This window comes from Colwellia sp. 12G3 (genome assembly GCF_002836775.1).
GTDB lineage: Bacteria > Pseudomonadota > Gammaproteobacteria > Enterobacterales > Alteromonadaceae > Colwellia.
Genome location: NZ_PJAQ01000043.1, coordinates 248,707 through 265,687, shown reverse-complemented (window position 1 = coordinate 265,687; position 16,981 = coordinate 248,707). Strand labels below are relative to the sequence as shown.

11 protein-coding genes and 1 pseudogene are annotated in these 16,981 nt (G+C 37.3%); 10 read left to right on the top strand and 2 right to left on the bottom strand.

The genetic code is table 11. The features are described 5' to 3' along the window. Nucleotides 1-350: 350 nt before the first annotated feature. Nucleotides 351-947: a nitroreductase family protein gene (locus CXF71_RS11215; RefSeq protein ID WP_101233035.1), complete on the bottom strand. Its 597-nt coding sequence runs from the start codon at nt 945-947 to the stop codon at nt 351-353. A gap of 1,123 nt (nt 948-2,070) precedes the next feature. Between CXF71_RS11215 and CXF71_RS11210 the strand changes: the two genes are divergently transcribed. Further along, on the top strand, nt 2,071-3,471 hold the full coding sequence (locus CXF71_RS11210; RefSeq protein WP_101233034.1) for a response regulator: 1,401 nt from the start codon (nt 2,071-2,073) through the stop codon (nt 3,469-3,471). A 558-nt stretch (nt 3,472-4,029) separates the two neighbouring features. Here the strand turns inward: CXF71_RS11210 and CXF71_RS11205 are convergent. Continuing rightward, nucleotides 4,030-5,097 (bottom strand): DUF1254 domain-containing protein, encoded by a 1,068-nt coding sequence (locus tag CXF71_RS11205; RefSeq protein WP_101233033.1) that lies wholly within the window; start codon nt 5,095-5,097, stop codon nt 4,030-4,032. Between the two features lie 403 nt (nt 5,098-5,500). On the opposite strand from CXF71_RS11205, the gene CXF71_RS11200 reads away from it, so the two are divergent. From CXF71_RS11200 to CXF71_RS11160, 9 genes and pseudogenes are all read left to right on the top strand, one after another. Further along, nucleotides 5,501-6,301 carry an SDR family NAD(P)-dependent oxidoreductase gene (locus CXF71_RS11200; RefSeq protein WP_157826741.1) on the top strand — a complete coding sequence of 267 codons (801 nt, stop codon included), beginning with the start codon at nt 5,501-5,503 and terminating at the stop codon, nt 6,299-6,301. A 367-nt stretch (nt 6,302-6,668) separates the two neighbouring features. After that, entirely contained in the window at nt 6,669-7,943 is a 1,275-nt protein-coding gene (locus tag CXF71_RS11195; RefSeq protein ID WP_101233031.1) for an acyl-CoA dehydrogenase family protein, read from the top strand. Between the two features lie 48 nt (nt 7,944-7,991). After that, nucleotides 7,992-9,110: a saccharopine dehydrogenase family protein gene (locus CXF71_RS11190; protein WP_101233030.1), complete on the top strand. Its 1,119-nt coding sequence runs from the start codon at nt 7,992-7,994 to the stop codon at nt 9,108-9,110. 9 nt (nt 9,111-9,119) lie between these two features. Next, the gene (locus CXF71_RS11185; protein WP_101233029.1) at nt 9,120-10,679 is read left to right on the top strand and encodes a class I adenylate-forming enzyme family protein; all 1,560 of its coding nucleotides are present in this window, start codon (nt 9,120-9,122) and stop codon (nt 10,677-10,679) included. 22 nt (nt 10,680-10,701) lie between these two features. Beyond that, on the top strand, nt 10,702-11,895 hold the full coding sequence (locus tag CXF71_RS11180; protein ID WP_101233028.1) for a thiolase C-terminal domain-containing protein: 1,194 nt from the start codon (nt 10,702-10,704) through the stop codon (nt 11,893-11,895). A gap of 87 nt (nt 11,896-11,982) precedes the next feature. Then, nucleotides 11,983-14,472, top strand: a complete 2,490-nt coding sequence (locus CXF71_RS11175; protein ID WP_101233027.1) for a TonB-dependent receptor — start codon at nt 11,983-11,985, stop codon at nt 14,470-14,472. A gap of 178 nt (nt 14,473-14,650) precedes the next feature. Next, nucleotides 14,651-15,055 carry a hypothetical protein gene (locus CXF71_RS11170; protein ID WP_101233026.1) on the top strand — a complete coding sequence of 135 codons (405 nt, stop codon included), beginning with the start codon at nt 14,651-14,653 and terminating at the stop codon, nt 15,053-15,055. 223 nt (nt 15,056-15,278) lie between these two features. Next, nucleotides 15,279-15,758, top strand: a pseudogene (locus CXF71_RS11165) (CoA transferase); the annotation flags it as partial. Nucleotides 15,759-15,807: 49 nt separating this feature from the next. Further along, nucleotides 15,808-16,962 carry an acyl-CoA dehydrogenase family protein gene (locus CXF71_RS11160; RefSeq protein ID WP_101233024.1) on the top strand — a complete coding sequence of 385 codons (1,155 nt, stop codon included), beginning with the start codon at nt 15,808-15,810 and terminating at the stop codon, nt 16,960-16,962. The last annotated feature ends 19 nt before the right edge of the window (nt 16,963-16,981 follow it).

The window sequence follows — 16,981 nt, the reverse complement described above, 5'->3', positions numbered from 1 at the left end:
CCTTTTTTATTGCCTGTGATTTAACACTTAAAACAGTATATACCCGTTACCATTCAAAGTGCAGGATTTCAGTGGGAATTAAAATCACTTTAGGCAAGTAAAATAATTTAAACATAGTCATTCTATGGTTTGATTATTTAACGCGGTATAAAGTGATTTTAAACCCATCAAAGAAGCGCTTGAGCAACATCACTTCATCGTTGCTGTGATGAAATAAGGACGCTACATGGATGTAGCTTGTTAGAGAATGCAGGAGCAATTCTCCTGAATAACCATTATTTCATCACAGCGCCTTGAATTGAAATTGCTCAAGCACTCTGAAACATGCATCTTGATTGGTGACGGGTATATTATTTCCAATAAGTTACTTTATCTTGATAATCTTTCGCTGGCTTATTATTGGCAACTTTAGTGGGGGTACCTATATACAAAAATCCGGCGATAGCATTACCCTCAGCCATACCTAACCCCTTCTTAACCGTTTCATTGTATGCCAAAGTACCTGTACGCCACATGGCTCCATAACCCAATGCAAATGCAGCCATTTGCATTGATTGTGCACAACAACCAGCAGCAACTAGTTGCTCTTGCTGTGGTACTTTATTATGTTCAACATAGTCTGTTGAAATAACAATGATCATCGGCGCCCTAAATGGCATTTTAGCGACTTTAGCAATTTTATCATTTAAGGCATGCTCATCGATACTGGTACCTTCTATTAAACCAGCCATACTAGATAAATCTTCGGTTGTCGCTTCAACATAAAGTTCACTTAAACGCTGTAAGCCTTGTCCACTAATAACATGAAAATGCCAAGGCTTTAGTCCGCCATGATCGGGAACCCGCATGCCTGCTGACAATAAAATGTTCAGGTCTGCTGCTTTAGGTGCGGGATCACCTAAAACGGCTGTTGATTGTCGTTGTAATAATAATTCAATAGCGTCCATGAAATACTCCTAACAAGGGGTTATTACAGAAGTTTATCGTTAAGCTAACTTTTGTGCACGTTATATAATCCATAATATTAACTATCCCTTAAACTGAGTTAAGCTTAAATAACCTGAACTCTGGATAAGCAGCACTTGCTCAACATTCCCTTTTATCCCATTCTCAGCGTTAAAACGTCGATAAATAGCCAGCTATTCATAAACGTTTTGCCTTGATAATAGAATAGAATGAAACATTGATAGTGGATATAGCAACCTTGACCTTGTTATACCTTTGTTTTATAAGATAAATCAGTCTCTTCGCTTAAATATCAAGCACTCATTATCCAGAGTTCAGGTTAGTTAAATAAATTGATTGTTATCGAGATAGTTCATTAAACAGCATACTATTTCGCATTTTTATCTACTTAAACAGGTTTAAAACATTCACCTTGCCTTTGATTTCAACGTTCCCTTCTCCTACTACAAACGACAAATATTAATAAATTATTATTTCGCACATTGCAAAAAACATAACAAAAAGTGAACAAGATAAATTTACCCTATTGGTTTTTAACTATAAAAATAGCGGTACATGTTATACGAATAGATTGAGTGAACAAAGATGTACCATTATTTCTAGCCAATTCAGACCTTATTGGCATTCACTGAAATAAGGATAAATGATGACAAAACCTAGAATTTTGATGCTCATCCTAGTCTTAGCTTTACTCATGAACTGAGGTGGAGGTGGGAATAGTGACGAAAGTTCGGTGGATGTTCCTGAATCACCACCAATAGAAGCTTCCCCACAGATTAATGACGTGAACTACCCCGCGACTAAAGATCACTGGGTTTTCTCGACAATATTCGATAAAGCAAAAATTCCGCTAACCTTTAGAGTAGCGGAATTTTTGAATGTGGCGTGAATAGTATGACGAGCAAGGACTCAGGTATTATTCGATAAAATTTCCATCCAAGTAATCATGATATAAATCTAACGCTTAGTATGTTTATAGAAAAAAATCAATTTTTTTTTCAAATCAAGATACTAAAAATGAGAATATGTACTAGCATTAACAATTATGGAGTGCATTTAACACGCATAAATTAAGTTATATTTCATCACAAGAAAGGAGTCGTCGTGGACATACTTAAGATTTCATTGGTTAATCTGCCTGAACAATTTAGCGTTCCATTAACCAAAATTATCAAAAAAGAAAAATTAGGCTCATGCAAAGCTATTACCTGTAGTAGCTCCCTTAGTTATTTCATTGGTGATATTGAATGTACAGATTTTATTATTTTTTATGATTCAGATATTTCAGAAGAGCACATCATCCAGCTAAAAGCGCAAAATGACATCCCCGTAATATTAATCACAGACCAATCTAACTTCGAGATGGAACGAACAGCAAAGTCAAATAATATCGACTTGATAATTAATGCCTCAGATCCAAAATTAATTTCATTAATTTACGGTTTTATCAGCCAGTACCAAATTTATCAGTCTCAGCACGTGCTTGTAGTCGATGATTCTAGAGTTGATACCTCTATTATTACCCACAATTTGACGAAAGATTTTTTAAAAAACGATAACGAACACAATCCCGATAATGTTATTGCGTTTTTAACAAAATCAGAATCTATCAATATTATTATTCTAGATTATGAAATGCCCAATAAAAATGGTTGCCAATTAATGGAGGAAATTAAAAATACATTTCCAACTCGAGATTTTATTTTTATTGGTATAACAGGAAGTAGAAATGGTGCAATTAAATTTCTCCACGATGGCGCCGATGATGTTTTAATAAAGCCAATAGATCATGATATTTTTTCACTAAAATTAAAAAAGTTAATTTTTAATGATCATAAAATTAAACAAGAAAGAAAAGCATTAGATGACTATAAAACAATCATTAATAGTGTTGTTAACAATGTATACAACCCTATCTATGTGCTATCAACTATCAACGATATTTTATTAGAAAATGCAATAGCAACAGAGGAACATTCTCATTCAAGCATACTGTGCAAAAAGGCAAAAACCAAATTGACCAGTACGTTAAACTATGTGATGAGTTATTTAGAATTATCAAATCATTTACATGATTCATCACTAAAAAATCATTCTTTACATTCAATGATCTCAGGACAGCTTTTAATTGGCGCAAGTAAAGCTAAAATGAGTAATATCATCATAAAAGAGTCATTAAATCCCAATACAAAAGACCTATATGTTCCGAGCCAAATTGAACAAGTGATAATGTATCTCACAAAAAATGCAATTGACAATACCGCTGAAGGCTGTGATGTAAATATTCGACTGTATCATGATAAGTTCAATATAGTATTTGAAGTCGAGGATAGTCATACTGTAAATAGAAAAAATCAAGAAGAAGATAAAGCAATTGATTATGTTTTATGTTCAAAGATAATTGATTCTCTTGGTGGGGCAATGGGGAGGAAACAAGGAGGAAGTGGCGACATTTGTTACTTTAAGCTTCCATCTAATACACTAGCGTCAGGAGAACTACACTAATTATAAATACTCATCGCATAACCATATATTATGGATTTTTTCTAATAATATATGGTTAAAATTATTGGCTTATGCCTAACGTCTTATTAAGAGGCTAAAAATAGTTGGTTAAAATAAGCGTCGAAGTTACAAAAACCAATTGTTTTTTGTCCTTTTAAGTGACTTTGATTAATTATTCACTAACCTCTGATCCATATGCAAGCAGTAGTTATTAAACTACTTATTTAGAGAGCCTTATAGATTCGTTTCGTAATGTTTTCATGCCCACTTGTTCTCTTGATAAATATCAGCGAATAAACCTATGGCTTACTACTAGCTACATTTCATCACTTTTTGGTTCATCCTTTAGCTCGGATGCTAAAACGGATGCACTTGAAATAACTAATAATATTGTGATTAATGTTTACTTCATTGGTTACGCCTTATTTTATCAAAATAACTATTTGTAAAAAAAGTGAAGGCTTATTAAATAGACCTTAACTCTTCTATGTTACTTTATTGCTAGCTAATAATAGCCACTAGCACTGAGCACCATGTATTAACTATATAAGTGTTCAATCACTTTGCTTTTACTAAAGGTAATAAACGATAGCCATCATTTTTAACTCTATCTGACGGCATATAATGACGAACGGCTAAGTTAAATACCCCTGAAGGATTCGATGTTTTGATATTGTTAATGGCGTCACTACCACAACCAAAACTGAGCGTATAAGTTCCGTCAGCGTTTGTTGTCGCGGTATTTGTATTTAGGTTCGCTAAGTCGTTAAACATAAATCCTTTTTTGTTATATACCGTGAATGACCAAAAGGCTTTGTTTTTTGGATCTTCAAAAGTAGCTTGATAACATTTATCGGCAGGGTAATTACCTGATACTTCATAAATGTTGTCTTTCATTTGCGCGCCGCCCCAACCAACTGCCGCGCCAATTTGATACTTTTCTTGGGTAAATAATTCTTTAGAACTATCACGAGGGTCGGTAAACATACCCGTTAGAGCATTAATACCATCACGTTTTACCATGGGTCCCATTTGTGCTTTTAGTGCGTCTTCAACTTCTGTAAATGATTTTTTGTTTATCGGCGCTGCGGTAAATGCGTTGGTTGATTTTGCCGAAATAACCATTTTATCTTGAATGGCTCTTGCGTCTGTTGCTGATATCGATGAATCAAGTCTAATGACAACATAAAGATGAGTCCCGGTATGCGTTGATAGCGAATATTTACCAGCACCATAGCCCATAGCTTGAGTACGATGATCTTCTGTCACCGGTTGTACCGATACATATTTACCTTTTGGTATTTCAGGTATAGTTATTGTTGCCCCTTTAGATACATCAATAACAGCAAGAGAGTAATAAGTATCGCGGTTCATACGAACGACAGGTTGATTATCTGTAGGTGATAAGTCTCTTTTATGTAGAAATTTATTAACGCCAACCAAATCTTGATTCTTCAACATTTGATGTGATGTTTCATTCGTTGGGTAAGATTCAGGTGTTGTTACCTTGCCATTATCAGCAAAAAATTCAGCTGACGTGTCAGTCTGAACTGCATGAGTCGTGAATCCAACAAGCGCAGATGTTAAAGCGAGTGTACTAAAGGTTTTATGTAATGATAATTTCATATTTAAACTCCGGAATGTTTTATTTTAAATGGTTTATCTTGCAAATCAATTTCTTGTAATAAATTTTGTATTTACTTTACTTACTGGTATCGTCCAAATGAGAGTTTTCGTTTCGCGGCGAACTATTATTTGGTATTCAATATTATTATGATCAAATGCTACTACTAATGGAGTATTCGCAGCGCTATAATACTATTTTGACTACACGCTGTTGGCGAAAAACAACGATTAATACTAATAGGGGTTTAAAACTCAACTTCACTATTATGTCTACCTTAACGTTATCTTTTAATAACTGAAAAATTCATTTATTAGAGTTAACCACTGCAGACATTTGATCTAATCACCCTTTAGGGTGATTAGACGATAATTCTTCAATGATATGCTGATTTTGATGAAAAGAATGATCAAAAAAAAACTATTAAACGAGGTTGATATGGGATTATTTACAGGAAAAGTCGCTATTGTAACAGGTGCAGCAGGCGGTATAGGTCGTGAAAGTGCAATTCAATTTGCTCAAAATGGTGCAAAAGTAGGCTTAGCTGATATTAATGAAGCAGGATTAGCTGAAACCGCAAAACGTATAGCGGAGGCTGGCGGTGAATCCATTTCTATTATGACTAATGTTGCAGATTCGAAAGCTTGTGATGACATGGTAGCTAAAACTGTCTCAGCTTTTGGTAAGTTAGATATAATATTTAACAACGCTGGTATTTCTGGCGATAGAGCGGTAATAACAGACACCAGTAATGATATGTGGGATAAAGTTATTGCTATTAATTTAACCGGTGTTTTCAATTGTACTCGTTCTGCACTTCCTGAAATGGTTAAAAATGGCAGTGGGGTTATCGTTAACACTGCTTCAGTTGACGGTTTAGTCGGTATGGGAACTCTTTCACCTTATGTTGCAGCCAAACATGGTGTAACCGGGTTAACTAAAACGACTGCGTTAGAATATAGCCGCAAGGGTATTAGGTGTGTAGCAATATGCCCTGGTTATATTGTGACAGACATGACAAACAACGCGCTTGCTCAAGAAGAAGTTGATGGGTTTAACGCAATGATCCCACTAGGTAGAGGCGCTACTCCAGCAGAGGTCGCTAACTTTGTCATTTGGTTAGCATCAGATCAAGCATCCTATATGAATGGCTCAGTTCATCAAATTGATGGTGGGTTATTAAGTGGTATGGGCCTTATTACCTAGACCTATTTCATTTTATTTCAACGTTGAATGATAAAAAAGCGACTTACGTTATTGCGTAAGTCGCTTTTTTTTATGTAGAACTTTTGAAATGGCATTCAATTTTTAGTGACCTACGGCTAGTCATTATTCTTTATCAGTCTCTTATAACACGGGTGATAAAAACAACAAAAATACAAAAAACCACTTAATACAAAAATAAACACAAAGAATAAACTATTGAAAAAAAACATATAAAAAAATAATTTTAACTATTTTACCAATATCACCCTTTAGGGTGATATTGCACGGCAAACTTAAGCATAAGGTATAAACATAAAAAAAATTAGCTGCACTTAGAAAGATTAACGCTAATGCAATAGGTGAATATATGTTTAATATCGAAAAAGTTATGAACCCAAACCTTGGGTTAACAGGTTTTGATGCAGTAATGAGTGAAGAAGAGTTAGCTATACAAGATGTAGCTCACCGTTTTGCTGCTGAAGTTATGCGCCCTATTGGCGAAAACTTGGATAAAATGTCAGCTGAGGATGTTATCGCTCCAGAGTCTCCTTTATGGGATTACATAAAAAAAATGGATGAATCAGGCATCTTAGATTTAGAAGCTATTGGCGGTATGAGCGATGACGAAAAAGCACGTATTATCCCTATTATTTTTGAAGAATTAGCCTGGGGTGATTGCGGATTAGCATTAACATCCATGGTGTTAAAATTCCCAGCCTTTGCAGCCTATAATACTGGCAACCCTGAATTAATTGAACGCTTTGGTAAGTTAAGAGGCTGTTGGGTAGCAACACAACCTGATAAAGGCTCTGAAATAGTAGATATGGAAGGCACTGAAATCCATCCTGGGGGCAAACAAAACAAAGGAAATCTCGTAGCGAGAGTCGATGGTGATGAGTTAGTTATTACCGGTCAGTCTTCTGCTTGGGTCTCTGCCACACCCATTGCAGAATGTGGACTTTGTTATCTTCCTTGTGATTACGGCGACGGTGTATATAAAGAAAATGGTTCATTAAATCAAATCGCCGTACTCGTCCCTTTTGACTTACCAGGAGTATCAAAAGGTAAGCCTTTAGATAAAATGGGCATGCGTTCATTGTGTCAAGGCGAAGTGTTTTTCGATGAAGTTCGTGTACCGATGAGTTACGTTATTGCCGATAAAGAAAGTGCTTTCCCAAGTTTTATTGGCGCTTTAACCTTCGGTAACATGGAAATGGGAATTTCATTTACTGGTGTAGCCCGTGCAGCTTACGAACACGCTCTTGCTTATGCACATGAAAGAAAACAAGGGGGTGTAGCCATTATTGAACATCAAAGTGTTAAGTTACGTCTATTCAAAATGCAGCAAAAAGTAGAAGCTTGTCGTGCATTAGCACTGCGTGTTTTTGCTTATAACTACGGCCCCAAGGGCCCACACCTTTTAGCCTCTATTACCAGTAAAACGTTTGTTAGCGATACTTGTGTTGAAGTGACCAGCGAAGCGATTCAAATTCTTGGTGGTAATGGCTTAACCAAAGAATACCCCACCGAAAAATTATTCCGTGATGCACGAACCGCCCAAATTGCAGACGGTGAAAATAACATTCTAGGGTTGAAAGCTGCTAGATGGCTAAGTAAAGAATTTATAGCGCGTAATGGCTAAAAATAACACTCATATTAATAACAAACTATTTAAAATAGGATTAAGACAATGAACAAAAAACCAGTAATCGTATATGGCGCAAGTGGCTACACTGGCCGTTTAATTTGTGAATTTTTACGCGAATATCAAATTCCTTTCATTGCCGCTGGCCGTAACAGAGCCAAAATTGAAGAAGCAATGGCTAAAGTACCAGGCATTGAAACCGCTGATTATGAAATTCAAACTGTTGCGCATAACGTAGAATCATTAACTAATTTTTTCTCAGGCGCTAAAGTGGTTTGTAATACCGTAGGCCCATTTTCCCGTTTTGGAAGTACTGTGGTTGAAGCTTGTCTTGCCGCACAATGTCATTACCTTGACACCACAGGTGAACAAGCGTGGATGATGGAGATGCGTGATATTTATAGTGATTCATTTGCAGAAAAAGGCTTGGTATTAGCACCATCCACATCTTATATGCACGCAGTAGGTAATATTGCTGCTGAGTTCTGTTTAGAAGACTCTACGATTGATTCAATCAATGCGGCTTGTATTCCAACAGGTGTACCAACTGTGGGTTCAACACAAACCGTCATGGATATGTGTAGAAACAAACAGCATTGGCTTGAGAACAATCATCTTGTTGAGATTCAAGACCCTATGGCCCACGGTCATGAGGTTACTGTTCCGGGTTTTAATGCGACTATTATGGCTTTACCATGGGGCGGCGGTAGCCTTCCTCTTTGGTATGCCAACGATGTTCGTGTTCATACCGCTACTTCATTAACAGGTTTTACTAATCGCCCACTGATGCGCGCTGTTATGGATATAGCAGCCAATTACAACAGCAACATCAAAGACTTACCTCTTGAAGAACAAGAAGCACAATTAGATGCTATCGCCGCCAGTATCACTCCCAGTATGCCACCTCGTGAAAACCGCAATATTCATCGCTTAGTTGACCGTGTTTATGGTACAGGTCCTAAATCACAAGTGTGTTGCACCATTCTTGGCCACAGTGCTTATATCCAAACAGGATTAGTTCAAGCGTTTATCGCCAAAACGTTGATCGGTAAAGGTCCAAATAATGTGGGTTTCCAATCACCTTGTAAAGTCGTCGGTCATCGTGAACTTTACGGTGCTTTAGAAGGCTTTGGTTTCTGTTCAATGAAACTAGAAACAATTTAAGGACTAACCATGAGAGTTATTGATTTTTTTGACCAAGGTGCTACCCTATACCCTGACAATGTTGCTTTTCATGACTTAGCTGATGGTGCAAATACCACCTATGAAGAAGCGCTTGTAATTTCACATAAAGTAGCCAGCGCCCTTCATAAAAAGGGTTTTGGTAAAGGATCTAAAATTGGTATTTTAGGACCAAATTCAAATATTGCTTTTGAAGTACTTTTAGGTATCTTCAGAGCTGAAGCAATATGGTTACCTATCAACCCTCGTAACCCTATTGATATCAATGTTGACTTGCTAACCCGCTTTGATGGTGATTTATTATTATATCATTCAAATTATGAGAAAGAAGCACGTGCTATTGCTGCTGACACACCAAATTTACAACATATTGTCTGTATTAATAGCACAGATGTTGAAGGCGAAAAATTAGCAGATTGGATGTTCGACGCCGATGATTTTCATCAAATAGGTGATGAAATGCCTGACGATATCGCCGCGATATTCCCAACAGGTGGCACGACAGGTAAATCAAAAGGTGTGATCATGTCACACAAGGCGATTGAAACCATGTTTACTAATTTTTATAGTCATTTTAACTATTACGATAACACCTGTCATTTAGTGGTTGCACCTATGACCCACTCCGCAGGCTTAATTGGTGCCTTACATTTTGCCCGTGGTGGTAAAAACGTGATGATGGCAGCTGCTGATCCAGAAGGTATTTTAAACACCATTGAAGCTCAAAAAATCACCCATTTTTTCTTGCCTCCAACCGTTATGTATATGATGTTGGCTCATGAGAATGTGAGAAATTATAACTATTCATCACTACAACATTTCCTTGTTGGTGCGGCCCCTACGTCATTGTCTAAATTAAAAGAAGCAATTGACGTTTTCGGCCCAGTAATGACTGAAGCATTTGGACAATCTGAAGCGCCTGCGGCTATTTGTGCCAAAGCCCCTTGGGATTATATGAATGCAGATGGTTCAATTAACGAATCACGTTTAGCCAGTGTTGGTCGTCCTTGTGTAATGAACCAAGTCGCCATAATGGATGATAATAACCAAGCATTACCTAAAGGTGAAGCGGGTGAAATTTGTGTGAAAAGTAACTTAGTTAATCCGGGTTATTACAAAAATGACCAAGCAACAGCTGAAGTACAAATTGATGGCTGGCTTCACACTGGTGATGTAGGTGTTATGGACAAAGATGGCTATATCACTATTGTTGATCGAAAAAAAGACATGATCATTACCGGTGGTTTCAATGTTTTTCCTAATGAAATTGAACAATTCATCAACTCACAACCAGCCGTACAAGAGTGTGCTGTTGTTGGTATTCCCGACGAAAAATGGGGTGAAGCGGTTAAAGCAGTTATTCAGTTAAAACCTGGTGAGTTTCTTTCAGAAGAGGAAGTGATCACACTAACTAAAAAAGCGTTAGGTAGTGTTAAAGCACCTAAATCTGTTGATTTTGTTACTGACTTACCCCGTAGCACTGTAGGCAAAGTACTTAAAGCGGACATTCGCAAACAGTATTGGTCAACTTCTGCCCGTAACGTTAACTAATAACTATTAAATAGGAATTATTATGACTAGAAAAGTAGTGATTTGCGGCGTTGGAATGGTGCCATTTAAAAAACCTGGTCAAAGCGATAGCTATGATGTGATGGGGGCAAATGCCGCACAAGCCGCGCTAACTGATTCAGGTATTGGTTATGAAAAAATTGAACAAGCATTTGCCTCTTATGTTTACGGCGACAGTTGTTCGGGTCAAGCAGCACTTTATCGGGTAGGTATCACTGGCATTCCTATTACTAATGTCAATAACAACTGTGCTAGTGGCTCTACCGCGTTTGCTTTAGCGGTAAAAGCAGTGAAATACGGAGAATCTGAATGTGTGATGGCAGTAGGCTTTGAGCAAATGAACCCTGGTGCCATTGAAATGGTGTTTCCTGACCGCCCTAGCCCATTACTTCGTCATAATACTGCCTTAGCTGATTTAATGAATTTGCCAGCTGCTGAACGTGATTTACCCCCTGCAGTGCAAATGTTCGGCTGTCAAGCTGAATTATTAATGAATAACTATAATGTATCTGAACAAGCTCTAGCACGCATTACCATGAAATCTCGAGTGCATGCTGAGCATAACCCTATGGCAATATTTAGAACACCATTAACTGAAGACGATATTTTATCAAAGCCCCCTATTTACAAAGGTTTAAGGAAATTTTTTGCCTGTCCACCTAGTTGTGGTGCCGCTTCTGTCATTGTGTGTAGTGAAGATTTTGCTAAGAAAAACCACTTACCTATCCAAGTGGTTGTCAAAGGCATGGGCTGGTGTAGCGACAAAGCCGATTACTTTACTGGCGATCCACTCGATATAACCTTTAAAGCATTAAGCAAAAATGCAGCTGACCTTGCTTATGAAGATGCGGGTGTTGCACCAGGAGATATAGATGTAATTGAACTTCATGACTGTTTCACCAGTAATGAAGCAATCACCTATGCGGCACTGGGTTTATGTCGCGATGATGAAATTGAACAGTTTATATTTGATGGTAATAATACATACGGGGGTAACGTTGTTGTGTGTCCATCAGGAGGGCTACTAGCGAAAGGACATCCGTTAGGTGCAACGGGATTGGCACAAATTACAGAGTTAGTTCAACAACTACGAGGACAATCGGGGGTTCGACAAGTAGAAGGAGCAAGATTAGCTTTACAGCATAATGGCGGCTTAGGTAGCGCAGGTTTTGTCAATATTTTAGAAAAAATAAAATAAAATCTTCACATGAAAATGTGAGTAAATTAAATTTATCAAAAACAATAATAAAAAAACAATAATAAAATAACTTACTAGAGGATAAATATGAAAATTATTACAAATAAAAAAAGTTTACGTAAAAATAAATTAGCACTGGCTATTAGTGCCTCATTGTTACTCAGTGGTGGAGCTATCGCTGAAGAAGCAGCTAAAGACGCTAAAGTAGCTAAAGCATTAAAAATTGAAGTCATTGAAGTCACCGCACGTAAAAAAATCGAATCTATTCAAAACGTTCCTATGAGCGTAAACGCAATGACGGGCCAGAACATTAATGATCTGGGTATTAACGATTTAGACGATTTAAGTACCTTTGTCCCTGGCTTAGAACAGCCTACATTGGCGATTCAGAGTCGTTTATCCATACGTGGTGTTTCTTCAGGCGATAATGCTTCATTTGAACAATCAGTTGGTACATATGCTGATGGTGTTTATCGTGGTCGCATGAATCAACAACGCGCAGGTTTCTTTGATATGGAGCGTGTTGAAGTACTTAAAGGGCCACAAGTTACCCTTTATGGTAACAGCTCTGTTGGTGGTGCGATTAGCATGATCACAAAACGTCCTGAATTAGATTCTGAAGTCACGGGTGATATTACCGTTAAATACGGTATAGAATATGAACACAGCCAAGTTATGGGTGGTGTTAATATTCCTTTAGGTGATGAATTTGCCGTACGTATTGCAGGTAAATATCGTGATCAAGCGAGTGGAGCTGCGTATAATCACTACAATCAACAAGATTCAATACAAGCAAAAGATGATGCTTTTCGTATTGGCGCCATTTGGGAGCCTAGCGATAATTTAAGTATTTATTTACGATTCGAACAAGGTAACTTTAAAACCATTGGTAATAACCTTGACCCACTAATGCACCTTAATACTGACTTTACCAATAAAAACGACTCACCTTTAATAGCCTTAGGTATGGGGGATGATGAACTTAATATTGGTAATGGCGCACCTTTCACCAACGGACCTGATTTTAGTTTAGTTGAAAACGATGAAACCATGCTGGAAATTGTTTATAATATCAACGATAAAATCACACTAACCTCAATAACTGGTTCAAGTAATTATGATTTTACCCAAGCATATGATGTTGATATAACACCATTGAGTATTATTGATACCGGACAAGATGAAACCTATGAACAACTCTCACAAGAGTTACGTTTAGCAATTGATGTCACTGATAAATTAGACCTTTTAGTGGGTTTGTATTATCAAGACGATGAGTTTAAAAACGATTTTTATAGTGATTTTAATATGCCGCTTATTGTTGGTGGTGCACTAGCGCCAGCAGTAAAAGCAGGGTTAATGCCAGCAGAGTTTGCCGCAGGTTTAGCAGCTGATGTATCACCATTTTCTCGTCATGCTAATTTAGATCAAAATACTGAGGTCGCAGCTATTTTTGCTCAAATAGACTACGAATTTACAGATAAACTAAGCATGTCATTAGGCGCACGTTATACTGAAAGTGAAAAAACCGCAGACCAATCTATACGCTTAGCTGATGTTAAGCACGTTGATGATCCAGCAATGGGCGAGTTAAAAGATTACAGTACATTAGTAGGCATCGTAAAAGCTGGTGCACCCTATCCTCCTGGTACTGTTGTATTACCTGATTACTTCATGGGTTATCAATTAGTAGCGCCCGGTGGAACTCCTCATGCTTATACTGACATGCTACGTAAAGAAGAGCACTCCATGTTTCAAGCAAGTGTTCGTTATCAAGCTAATAATGAGATGATGGTCTACGCAAACTGGGCAAACGGTGCTAAAGCAGGCGGTTTTGATCTTCTCTATGAAGCTGTAGGTGGCACAGGTGAAGAAGGAGCTGAGTTTGAAGACGAAAGCGCTAATGCCTTTGAAGTGGGTGTTAAACTTGATTGGGAAACAGTACGCTTAAATATTGGTGCCTTCTATGGAACATATGACGACTTGCAAGTCTCTGTTTTCAACGGCAGTGTAGGTTTTAACGTCGGTAATGCGGCGAGTTCAATTCAACAAGGGGTTGATGTTGAGCTAATCTGGGTCGCTACTGATGATCTGAGAATCACCGCCAATGCTGAATATTTAGACTTTACTTATGATGAATTTAATAATGCCTCATGTAGTTTTTCAGAAAACCCATTGGGTACAGCCAACCCAGAAAACAACAGAAATGAGTGTGACTGGTCGGGTCAACAACTACCTTGGGTTGCAAAGTATACAAGCGTTATTGCCGCTGAACATACATGGGAAGTATCTAGTGATTACAATCTAACTAATATGCTAAGTGTTAGCTATAAATCAGAGCACACCACGTCATCTGATAATGAAATACTAACCAAACAAGATGGTTATGCTCTAGTTCACTATCGTGCCACATTGACTTCACTAGAAAACAATTGGCATGTTGCGCTAGTAGTCAGTAACGTTCTCGATGAAAGTTATGAACTTTACACTTCAAAAATACCTTTAAATTCTGGTGCGTTTGCTCATACGTTAAATGAAGGGCGTGAGATAACATTAGAACTGGGTTACAACTTTTAATAGTAAATCCTAAAGCTATTTATACTTAAGGCATACCCTTCCCGTATAAATAGTCTAAAAAGGCTTAATATTTATTAAGCCTTTTTAAATTTAGACAAAAACTACTCTTTATTAAGTTCTACCTTTACCCTCCCTAAAATTAATTGTATTCAAATTTAATAGCACAGGAATTCTAGTTATGCAGACTAAAAATAACAAAACAAAAGTATTGTTCTTAATTGCAGCAGTTTTTAATGTTTCTATAGGTGCCACCTTTTTGTTCGCTCACCAATGGTTGTTTTCATTCATCGGTTTTGAGCTAACAGATAAACCACAATATAACGTAATGGTAGAGTTTACAGGATTAGCCATCACAACCTTTGGGGTTGGTTATTATTTAGCCAGTAAAGATTTAAATAAATATCAAGCCATTGTTTGGTTAGGCATGATGGCTAAAATTGGCGTTTTTGTGCTATTTTCCTACCATCTTTTTTTAAATATAACTATTTTGCCATTATTTTTAGCTGGTAGCTGTGACTTAGTTTTTGCGGGGTTATTTTGGTTCGCACTCAAAAACAATCACAAAATAAACCTTAATCGATAATCACAATTCATTAAAGAATGTTCAAAAATAATTACAAGTACTAGGGGCAACAGCAATTGACCTATGACTTGATGTAACAAATGCATCTGCAATCAAACAGGCAGCTACACAAGTTTAACAAGGTTGTGGCTTTTAATATTGCGGATATTGCGGGTGGTTCTCACCATGCGGTGATGAAGATCCTACGTTAAGTGTTACGGTTCTCAATGGTGGGCATTTTTATGCCTATTATCAAACCCTTGATCGTCGCTACCTTGCGATTGGCCGTTTAGAACCAAAATTTGCGAACGCCTTTTTTGAAAGTATTGAACAACCACAATGGCTCAAAAGAAGTTTTTCAACAGACAAGGATCTGCAACAAACACTTATCAAAGATACAGCTGTACTATTAAAACAAAAATCTCTCGCAGATTGGATGGCTATTTTTGCCCCCTTAGATGCCTGCATTGAACCCGTTTTAACTATGACTGAATTGGCTAAATCACCATTGATGAAAGATAGAAATATGCTGGTAGATGTTACTACCTTAACAGGAAGAATTGTTAAACAAATAGCGCCAGCGATTAAATTTGACCACCAACAAAGTATTGACAATATGTTTGTTACTGAGCCTAACGGGCATGATTCGCAAAAGATCATCAGCCAATTGGGTTATAGCACTGAACAAATACACCAACTAATTAACGACAATGCCGTTAACTAAATTGTAGATAAACCTAACACTAGATAGAAAATAGATTGAGGAAATCACCATGAGATCAGAATTACAACAAGAATTAAATATTTTTAGAGAAACCGTTCTTCGGTTTATTGATAACGAAATTGCGCCACATTATGAACAATGGGAAAAAGATAAAATCATTCCTAAATCGGTTTGGCATCAAATGGGCGAAGAAGGTTTAATATGTTGTGATATTCCTGAAGAGTACGGTGGTTTTGGCGTTAGTGTAGATTTTAATTTTTTAGTGATTGAAGAAATCGCCAAAGCAGGCTATTTCTCTTTAGCTTGTAATTTATTAGTGCATGCCGATATTGCTGCTCACTATATTTTAAATTTAGGCACCGAATCACAAAAACAAAAATACCTACCGGGCATGGTAACTGGTCACTGTATTGGCGCAATTTGTATGACTGAACCTGGCGCAGGTAGTGACTTACAAGGCATTAAAACTACTGCATCAAAATCAAAAAATGGCTGGAGTATTAATGGTTCAAAGACCTTTATCACTAATGGTCAAAACTCGTCGGTTTATATTGTGGCGGCTAAAACTGATTTAACGGTAGCAGGCTCAAAAGGAACGTCACTCTTTTTAGTAGATGGTGATAAACAAGGCTTTAGCCGTGGTCAAAATCTTCATAAAATGGGTCAACATGCTGCAGATACCTCGGAATTATTCTTTGATAATATTGCCGTGACTGAAGATGATTTGTTAGGGACACTAGACCAAGGCTTCTTAGGCCTAATGCACGAATTACCGCGTGAACGTTTAGGTTGTGCTGCTATTGGAATTGCACATGCTGAAGGTGCTTTAAACCTAGCGCTTGACTACATAAAAGATCGACACGCCTTTGGTCAGCCCATAGCGAAATTACAGAGTATTCGCCATAAAATAGCTGATATGAAAACCCAAACTGAATTACATCGCATTATGCTTGAGCATTATAAAGAACTCTTAGCCAATAAAACATTAACGACAGAGCAAGCCAGTATCGCAAAATATTCTGCTTGTGAAATGGAGTGTAAAGTGATTGATGAAGCGCTACAGATGTTTGGCGGTTACGGTTATATGCAAGAATACCCAATTTCACGTTTTTATGTCGATGCACGTGTACAGCGTATTTATGGTGGTACCTCAGAGATAATGAAAGAAATTATCGGAAAGAGTGTCATTGCTCGCTTCGAGTAAAAACAATAAACAATCAAAG